The sequence below is a fragment of the Thiobacillus sp. genome (genome assembly GCF_018780105.1).
In the GTDB taxonomy this organism is placed as follows: domain Bacteria; phylum Pseudomonadota; class Gammaproteobacteria; order Burkholderiales; family Thiobacillaceae; genus Thiobacillus.
The window spans coordinates 41,052-48,639 of record NZ_JADMKC010000053.1; the positions used below are offsets into that span (position 1 = coordinate 41,052).

Here is a 7,588-nt window from a genome sequence, read left to right on the forward strand (position 1 = left end):
CATGTTCACCCACTTTTTCATTGACCGTCCGATCCTGTCGGCCGTCATCTCGATCCTGATCGTGCTGGGCGGCGCGGTCGCCATGTTCGTGGCGCCGATCTCGCAATATCCCGAACTGGCACCGCCGCAGGTCACCGTCGAGGCACGCTACCCGGGTGCGACCGCCGAAGTCATCGCCAACACGGTGGCGGCGCCGATCGAGGCGCAGATCAACGGGGTGGACAACCTGCTCTACTTCAACTCGGTGAGCTCGTCGTCCGGCAACGTCTCGATCAGTGTGGTGTTCAAGCCGGGCAGCGATCCCGACATCAACCAGGTCAACGTGCAGAACCGCGTCAGCCAGGCGTTGCCGATGCTGCCGCAGGTGGTGTCGCAGCAGGGCGTGACGGTCGACAAGAAATCGTCGAGCCTCATGATGGTGCTGTCGGTCTTTTCGCCCGACGATCGCTACGACGCGACCTACATCGACAACTACACCAATCTCTACGTACTGGACGAACTCAAGCGCGTACCCGGCGCCAACCGCGCGTCGGTATTCGGCTTACCGGACATCGCGATGCGGGTGTGGCTGCGTCCCGACCGCATGGCGCAACTCGGCATTTCGGTGCAGGAAGTCTCCAGCGCGATCCAGAGCCAGAACCAGACTTTCGGCATCGGCCAGATCGGCGCACAGCCGACGCCGCAGGGGGTGCAGCAAACCTTCGTGGTCACCGCGCAGGGTCTGCTCACCAAGCCTGAGGAATTCGAGGACATCATCGTGCGCACGGCCAAGACCGGCACCGCCATCGTGCGCGTGCGCGACATCGGCCGGGTCGAGCTGGCCAAACGCGACTACTCGATTGCCAGCCGGATGAACGGCAAGACCGCGACCACCATCGGCATTTTCCAGCAGCCGGGCGCCAACGCGGTGGAAACGGCCGCCGCCGTGCGCGCGCGTCTCGAAGAACTGAAAAAGCAGTTCCCCACCGGTCTCGATTACACGATCAGCCTCGACACCAGCCTGTTCACCCTCAATTCGATCGACAAGGTGGTGCACACCTTCTTCGAGGCGGTCATCCTGGTGGTGCTGGTGGTGTTCGTGTTCCTGCAGTCGCTGCGCGCGACGATCATCCCCATCCTCGCGGTGCCGGTGTCGATCATCGGCACCTTCATCGGCATGCACCTGCTCGGTTTCTCGATCAACATGCTGACGATGTTCGGGCTGATTCTCGCCATCGGCCTGGTGGTCGACGACGCCATCGTGGTGGTGGAAAACGTCGAAACCAACATGGTGAAGCACGGCCTCGGCGCGCTGGAGGCGGCCAAGCGGGCGATGAGCGAAATCGCCGGTGCGCTGATTTCCATCGTGCTGGTGCTGGTGGCGGTGTTCATGCCGGTTGCCTTCCTCGGCGGTGTCACCGGTACGCTGTACCAGCAGTTCGCCATCACCATCGCGATCTCGGTGGTCATCTCGGGGATCATGGCGCTGACGCTGTCGCCCGCGCTCGCGGCCATCATCGTCAAGGCGCATCACGGCGAGAAGAAGGGGTTCTTCCGCTGGTTCGAACAATCCTTCGAGCGCCTCACCGCCGGCTACGTCGGCGGGGTCGCCCGACTGATCCAGCGCTGGCCGGTCGCGCTGCTGGTGTTTGGCGGCATCCTGGTCGCCATCGTGCTGATGTTCCGCGTGCTGCCGGGCAGTTTCGTGCCGGACGAAGACCAGGGCTATTTCTTCGTGGTGGTGGAGGCGCCCGATACCGCCAGCCAGGGCTACGTCGGCGCGCTCGCCGATCAGGCTACGAAGATCATCGCCACCGAGCCGGCGGTGCAGGATGTGGCGCTGGTGAACGGCTACAGCCTGGTCGACGGCACTTTCCGCAACAACGCGGCGGTGCTGTTCGTGTCGATGAAGCCGTTCGACCAGCGCACCGATGCGTCGCAGCTCACCTTCGGCGTGTTGCCGCGGCTCAACCAGCAATTCGCCCGGCTGAAGGAGGGCTTCGTGCTCGGCATCAATCCGCCCTCGATTCCCGGCCTCGGCACCACCGGCGGCTTCGAGTTCTATCTGCAGAACCGCGGCGCAGGCGACACCCAGGCAACCAGCCAGGCAGTGCAGGCCTTCATCGCCGCGGCCCGGCAGCGACCTGAACTTGCCGGCGTCAACACCACGTTCAAGGGCGCCACGCAACAGCTGTTTGTCGATCTCGACCGCAACAAGGCCGAAGTGCTGGGGGTGTCGGTGCTGGATGCGTTCCAGACCATGCAGAGCTTCTTCGGCTCGTCGATCGCCGGGCAGTTCAGCCAGTTCAGCCGCGTATGGTGGGTGGTGCTGCAGGCCGACGCCGAATACCGCATCAACCCGGACGATTTCAACAAGGTCTATATCCCCTCGAAAACCGGCAGCATGGTGCCGCTGTCGGCGCTGATCAGCGTGCGCTATGTGGCCGCGCCGAAATTGATGGAGCGCTTCAACGGCTTCCCGGCCGTCAAGATCACCGGCAACCCGGCGCCGGGCTACAGCTCGGGACAGGCGCTGGCGGCGATGGAAGCGGTGGCCGGCGAAGTCCTGCCCGGCGGCTTCTCCTACGCCTGGGCAGGTCAGGCGCTGCAGGAAAAATCGTCCGGCAGCACCTCGTCGATCGCCTTCATCGCCGGCCTCATCGTGGTGTTCCTGCTGCTCGCGGCGCAGTTCGAGAAATGGACCCTGCCGCTGGCGGTGCTGCTGACCGTGCCGGTAGCGATCCTCGGCGCCCTGCTGCTGACCTGGATCGTCGGGCTGGAAAACGACGTCTACTTCCAGGTCGGTCTGGTCACTCTGGTGGGCCTGTCGGCGAAGAACGCCATCCTGATCTGCGAAGTCGCGATCGAGCACGTGCATGCGGGCATGGCGATCCACGAAGCGGCCATCGCCGCCGCCCGCGCGCGCCTGCGCGCCATCGTCATGACCTCGCTGGCGTTCGGCCTCGGCTGCGTGCCGCTGGCTATTGCTACCGGGCCGGGCGCGAACAGCCTGCGTGCCATCGGCACCGGGGTCATCGGCGGCATTCTGGCCTCGACTATCGTGGCAATCTTCTTTGCGCCGTTCTTCTTCTGGCTGCTCGAAAGCCTCTCCGCCCGCTTCGCGGGCAAACGTGCCCTGGCCCAGCCTGGCGCGCACGCCCACCCGGAGGGACAGTGACATGCGTACACGCATCCTCGACGCCGCCCTCGCCGCAGCCCTGCTCGCTGGCTGCAGCGTCGGCCCCGATTACGTGCGGCCGGATATCGCCGCGCCCGCAGCCTGGCGCATCGATTTCCCGCACGCCGCCGAGGTCGTCAACACCCGCTGGTGGGAACAGTTCGGCGACCCCGCGCTGAACCAGCTGATCGACATCGCCCTGCGCGAGAACCTCGATGTCGCCATCGCCAGTGAACGCATCGAGCAGTTCATGGGGCAACTCGGCACCACCCGCGCGCAGTTCTATCCGCAGATCGGCTACAGCGCCGATGCCAGCCGCAATCGCGCCAGCAGGGTCGGCCAGCCGCCACTCGCAACCGGCGCGGATCCCTACTCCAGCCTCTATCAGGGCGCGCTCGGCGCCGACTGGCAGATCGATTTGTTCGGCCGCGTGCGCCGGCAGAGCGAAGCCGCGCAGGCGCAGGTCTACGCCAGCGAGCAGGGTCGGCGCGGCGTCATCCTGTCGGTGGTCACCAGCGTCGCGGCCAGCTACATCGGTTTGCGCGGACTCGACCGCCAGCTCGAAATATCGCGCGCCACGGCGGACAACTACGCCGGCACCCGCAAGATTTTCGAGCTGCGCTTCAAGGGCGGCGTGGTCTCGCAGGTCGAAGTCTCGCAAGTGGATTCGCAATACCAGCAGGCGCTCGCCGCGATCCCCGTGCTCGAACAACAGATCGCCGCCCAGGAAAACCTGATCTCGCTGCTGCTCGGCCGCCCCCCCGGCCCGATCCCGCGCGGACTATCGATCGACGCGCTGAGCGCGCCGGGCATCCCCGATGGCCTGCCTTCAACGCTGCTGGAACGCCGCCCCGACATCCTGCAGGCCGAGCAGAACCTCGTCGCCGCCAACGCAAACATCGGCGTCGCCAAGTCGCTCTACTACCCCAGCCTGTCGCTGACCGGCACGCTCGGCTCGGTCAGCACGGCCGTCGGCGATTTCCTCAGCGGTCCGGCAACCGCCTGGTCGGTCGCCGGCGGACTGGCCGGCCCGATCTTCACCTTCGGCGCCATCGAGGGCCAGGTGCAGACGGCCGAGGCGATCCAGCGCGAGGCGCTGGCGAATTACCGGCAGGTCATCCTCAATGCCTTCCGCGAGGCCAACGACGCGCTGGTGGGCTCGCAAAAAACGCAGGCGGAATCCGTGGCCCAGTCGCAACGCGTGGCCGCGCTGCGCGAATACGCGCGGCTGTCGCGGCTGAAATTCGACAACGGCTATGCGGGATATCTGGAAGTGCTGTACGCGGAGAACGAACTGTTCAGCGCCGAGCTGACTGCGGTGCGCTCGCAGGCGGACCGCTACACCCAGCTGGTGAACGTGTACAAGGCGATGGGGGGCGGCTGGGTCGACCTGGCGAGCGAAGCCAGTCTGGCTGCGACACCCTCCCCCCAGGCGGCCGCGCTGCCATGAACCACCGACCAGCTGGCTAACCGACGTTGGCGTCAAAATAGAACCGTCATGAACATTCGCATTGCCACTACAGATTCCGAGATCGCCGTTTGCTATCCCGTCATGCGGGAGCTTCGCCCCCACATCGCAGAAGATCAATTTCTGTCCAGAGTTCGAAACCAGGAAAAAACCGGCTATCAACTTGCCTTTATCGAACAACCGGATGGCGTGGTAGCTGTCGCAGGATTCCGAGTCGGTGAAAACCTGGCATGGGGCCATTTTCTGTACGTTGATGACCTTGTAACGTTGCCATCTCACCGATCAAATCGCTTCGGCGCCAGCCTGCTTTCCTGGCTTCGAGAATTCGCAGTAAAGGAAGGCTGCGTGCAAATGCACCTTGATTCAGGTATTCAAAGAAAAGATGCGCATCGTTTCTATGAGCGCGAAGGCATGTCAATGACAAGCCTTCACTTCGTCGAAAACATTGCGCCAACCCACTGAACATATTGCGTTTCCGTACGGATGTTGTAATGCTTGATCCGGATTCGGTTGCGCACCTGATCAAGTAGTTTCGGCGGCGGGGCGGAAGGGGTGTTTTCATTTTGCATTTACGTCCCCTATCAAGACCAAGGCACATTCAGAACAATAGGTTATCGTGATAATGGTTGCGTTATACACTTCAGTTAATTTTTGTTATACACCGATTCAGGTGTCTACTTAACGTTGGTCGAGATAGCTGTCTCCGCCCGTAATGATCGAACTGCAATCGTTGTTATCAGAAAAGCGGCCGATTTATAAAACGACGGAACAATGATAAAAAGCGAAGTGTTTTTAAGAGCGGTGGATAACGCCAGCGTTAATACACACGCTCTGAAACACACTTCGGTTCTTCAATAAAACCACGTGAGCACGGGGCGCAGGATGAGAGCGAAAACAAGCATCGTCACAAGTCCCAGACACCTCTCCCGTCCAACCCGTCGTCCGAGCACACTCGCCGCCCTTCAGGCGTCAAGGTGCTCAACTCCAATACGTTGGGCCTAGCAAACCATGGGTATCGAGCTTGTTTGGGAGGAAGAAAATGGCACTGAGCTGGCGCGCCTCAGTGATCCACAGTCACTTCTGACAGGGTTTCTGCCATCAGAATCCGCACTAGAGTTTGCCTGTTTGCGTTTCGTTGATCCTTACGGGGACACCATCTTCAACACTCTCCAAATACCCGTTCTTCTGCACGAGCTAAACAGTCTTACTCCAAAACCGCTGGAGCCCCCTGTCGCAGAGCATCTGAAAAAAGCCATTTCTCTGGTGGCCAATGCCCAAGGCCATATTCATACCTATATAAGGTTTGTCGGTGATTAACAACCGCCTAGGCCCAACCCATCATTCCACCGGACCTGCGCGAAAAGCCGCGCAGGCCGGTGAATTCAAACGTTAGAGCGCTTGCGCGAAATGCGAACTGTCTGGATAACAACCGGTATTGGCCTCTCGCTTAGCCTCGTAATGCTATCTATAAGCATCTTCCAATCTGGTGAGGCTGCATTTCTATTCCGGGCCGCACGTTACCTTCATGGCGCAGCGGCATATTCCATCGGCGTAAGTTATCTTGCCCTCGCTATTTCGCTCCTGGCTGCCTTTTTTCTTGGCGCCAACACCGGGCCAAAACACTTGCTTCGTCCCATAAGGAATGCTGGCTTTTTCTGCTTTGCTGTTGCGTTTGTTCTGGCTGCGGCGCTTGGAGTTCGCCATGTGCTTACTGGTAGTGCGCTCTAACCCGGCGGTCAAGACCGCTCCACTTCGTTCCGCTGGGACGCCGCTTAAGCGGCGCCCCTTACCTCTACGTTAGACATCAAAATCATGGACCAAAACTCCTGGAGCGATAGAGTGGCTGCTCTTGCAGTGGACGCCTTATTGACTGCGAAAATTGTGAAGAAAGAAGACTTCGAGCGTGCGGTGGGCATCGTTTCTGAGGAAATATATGTTCGGTTATGCCTCGAAGACATGCCCCCTCCTGCAGAGTCCAGCTGATGTCTAACATGGCGCTCAACCTCGCTCCCTTCGGTCGCTGGACGGCGCTAAAGCGCCGCCGGTTAGCTCTACGTTAGGTCTCACGAGAATGAACGAGCCATTCGCAGATTTTGACCTGAGTGATTTTTGGGAAGACTCAGACTACGCAAGGCAGGAGTACGTTGGCCCCGCTTTCACTGATCTTGATGTCGCTCGCGTAGAACGGAAACTTGGATACAAGCTACCCAAGTCTTACATCACGTTGATGCGCACTCAAAACGGTGGCATCCCGAAGCGAACGAATCATAAAACCAGCGAGCGAACGTCTTGGGCAGAAGATCACATAGCGATCACCGGCATCTACTCTATCGGTGAAGATAAAACCTATTCTTTATGCGGCGAGTTCGAGAGCAGCTTCTGGGTTAGTGAATGGGGGTATCCCCCGATTGGCATCTATTTTGCGGATTGTCCGTCCGCCGGTCACGACATGCTTTGCCTTGATTACAGAGAGTGCGGCCCAAGTGGTGAGCCTCGAGTAGTCCACATTGACCAAGAGTGGGATTACAAAATTACACTCGTTGCAAATAGCTTTGAGTTGTTTATTCGAGGCCTTGAGGATGATGATGCCTTTGAGACCTAACCCGGCACTCAACCTCGCTCCCTTCGGTCGCTGGACTCTAACCTTCCCCCGAAATAGTTGACACCTCCTTCTAACCGATTGGAGGTCAACATGGCCAAATCCGGCCCCAGAAAAATCAACCGCTACAGCGAAGAATTCAAGGCAACGGCAGTTCGATTAAGCGACCTTCCCGATGTCCTCATACAGGATGTGGCAAACGCGCTGGACATCCACCCCTTCATGTTGTCACGCTGGCGCAAGCAAGCCAGGGAGGGATTGATCGTGACCAAAGGCATCAAGCTGGATCTGGAAACCGCATCTGAACTGAAGCGGCTGCGGGATCTGGAGAAGAAGTACAAGCTGCTTCAGGAGGAGCACGCGC

At 60.2% G+C, this 7,588-nt stretch carries 7 protein-coding genes; 6 read left to right on the forward strand and 1 reads right to left on the reverse strand.

The genetic code is table 11. The annotated features are described in order from the left end of the window. Position 1: 1 nt before the first annotated feature. From IV098_RS15460 to IV098_RS15475, 4 genes are all read left to right on the forward strand, one after another. The gene (locus IV098_RS15460; protein WP_296890661.1) at positions 2–3,157 is read left to right on the forward strand and encodes an efflux RND transporter permease subunit; all 3,156 of its coding nucleotides are present in this window, start codon (positions 2–4) and stop codon (positions 3,155–3,157) included. Position 3,158: 1 nt separating this feature from the next. Then, positions 3,159–4,607, forward strand: a complete 1,449-nt coding sequence (locus IV098_RS15465) for an efflux transporter outer membrane subunit (RefSeq protein WP_296890663.1) — start codon at positions 3,159–3,161, stop codon at positions 4,605–4,607. A 48-nt stretch (positions 4,608–4,655) separates the two neighbouring features. Beyond that, the gene (locus IV098_RS15470) at positions 4,656–5,087 is read left to right on the forward strand and encodes a GNAT family N-acetyltransferase (protein ID WP_296890665.1); all 432 of its coding nucleotides are present in this window, start codon (positions 4,656–4,658) and stop codon (positions 5,085–5,087) included. A gap of 546 nt (positions 5,088–5,633) precedes the next feature. Beyond that, entirely contained in the window at positions 5,634–5,942 is a 309-nt protein-coding gene (locus IV098_RS15475) for a hypothetical protein (protein ID WP_296890667.1), read from the forward strand. 183 nt (positions 5,943–6,125) lie between these two features. Here the strand turns inward: IV098_RS15475 and IV098_RS15480 are convergent, their stop codons facing one another. Continuing rightward, positions 6,126–6,329 carry a hypothetical protein gene (locus IV098_RS15480; protein WP_296890668.1) on the reverse strand — a complete coding sequence of 68 codons (204 nt, stop codon included), beginning with the start codon at positions 6,327–6,329 and terminating at the stop codon, positions 6,126–6,128. Between the two features lie 367 nt (positions 6,330–6,696). Here IV098_RS15480 and IV098_RS15485 point away from each other — a divergent pair, with 367 nt between their 5' ends. Together IV098_RS15485 and IV098_RS15490 are read left to right on the forward strand one after the other, a co-directional pair. Continuing rightward, positions 6,697–7,227, forward strand: coding sequence for an SMI1/KNR4 family protein (locus IV098_RS15485; protein WP_296890671.1), 531 nt, complete (start codon positions 6,697–6,699; stop codon positions 7,225–7,227). 90 nt (positions 7,228–7,317) lie between these two features. Next, on the forward strand, positions 7,318–7,588 hold a 271-nt coding region (locus IV098_RS15490; RefSeq protein ID WP_296890673.1), incomplete at its 3' end, for a transposase.

Coding starts and splice junctions, on each gene's coding strand:
- IV098_RS15460 (WP_296890661.1), top strand. CDS start 2: ATGTTCACCCACTTTTTCATTGACCGTCCGATCCTGTCGGCCGTCATC.
- IV098_RS15465 (WP_296890663.1), top strand. CDS start 3,159: ATGCGTACACGCATCCTCGACGCCGCCCTCGCCGCAGCCCTGCTCGCT.
- IV098_RS15470 (WP_296890665.1), top strand. CDS start 4,656: ATGAACATTCGCATTGCCACTACAGATTCCGAGATCGCCGTTTGCTAT.
- IV098_RS15475 (WP_296890667.1), top strand. CDS start 5,634: ATGGGTATCGAGCTTGTTTGGGAGGAAGAAAATGGCACTGAGCTGGCG.
- IV098_RS15480 (WP_296890668.1), bottom strand. CDS start 6,329: ATGGCGAACTCCAAGCGCCGCAGCCAGAACAAACGCAACAGCAAAGCA.
- IV098_RS15485 (WP_296890671.1), top strand. CDS start 6,697: ATGAACGAGCCATTCGCAGATTTTGACCTGAGTGATTTTTGGGAAGAC.